Annotated in this window: 1 tRNA gene and 2 rRNA genes; all 3 read left to right on the forward strand. The window is 48.9% G+C overall.

The window, feature by feature from the left end:
• Positions 1-119 (forward strand): 16S ribosomal RNA (locus ACFQ3J_RS27040); the annotation flags it as partial.
• A gap of 158 nt (positions 120-277) precedes the next feature.
• A tRNA-Ala gene (locus tag ACFQ3J_RS27045) sits at positions 278-353 on the forward strand.
• Between the two features lie 189 nt (positions 354-542).
• Positions 543-666: ribosomal RNA gene (locus ACFQ3J_RS27050) — 23S ribosomal RNA — on the forward strand; the annotation flags it as partial.

Below are 666 nucleotides of genomic sequence, written 5' to 3' on the forward strand. Positions count from 1 at the left end.
CAACACCCGAAGCCGGTGGGGTAACCGCAAGGAGCCAGCCGTCGAAGGTGGGGTAGATGATTGGGGTGAAGTCGTAACAAGGTAGCCGTATCGGAAGGTGCGGCTGGATCACCTCCTTTCTATGGAGTACTAGCTTCCTGTAGGGAAGCGTACATCGAGAGCATATGCTCGTCTTCTGCAATGGAGACATTCAAATATACGTACGACGAAAGTCGGCGGATCGCTTTGCACTAGCAAAGCTTCATCATCCCATTTGTTCAGTTTTGATGGAACTTGAGGGGCCATAGCTCAGCTGGGAGAGCGCCTGCCTTGCAAGCAGGAGGTCAGCGGTTCGATCCCGCTTGGCTCCACCAAAAGATTCTATCAATTAAATTTGTTCTTTGAAAACTAGATAAACGAAACAATTTTGCGATTTAGAAATATCCTTCTTACCTGAACTTGTGTTTAACAAGTGAAGTAAGAAAGTGCTTAGTGAGGTTTTTGGATGAAGAACGACTTTTGACGCAGTCAACTGGAGAGATTCAGCCAAAACACCGAACGTTGGTTAAGCTATTAAGAGCACACGGAGGATGCCTAGGCGCTAGGAGCCGATGAAGGACGTGGCGAACAACGATACTGCCTCGGGGAGCTGTACGCAAGCTTTGATCCGGGGATGTCCGAATGGGG

It is taken from the genome of Paenibacillus provencensis, assembly GCF_042678545.1.
GTDB classification, from domain to species: domain Bacteria; phylum Bacillota; class Bacilli; order Paenibacillales; family Paenibacillaceae; genus Paenibacillus; species Paenibacillus provencensis.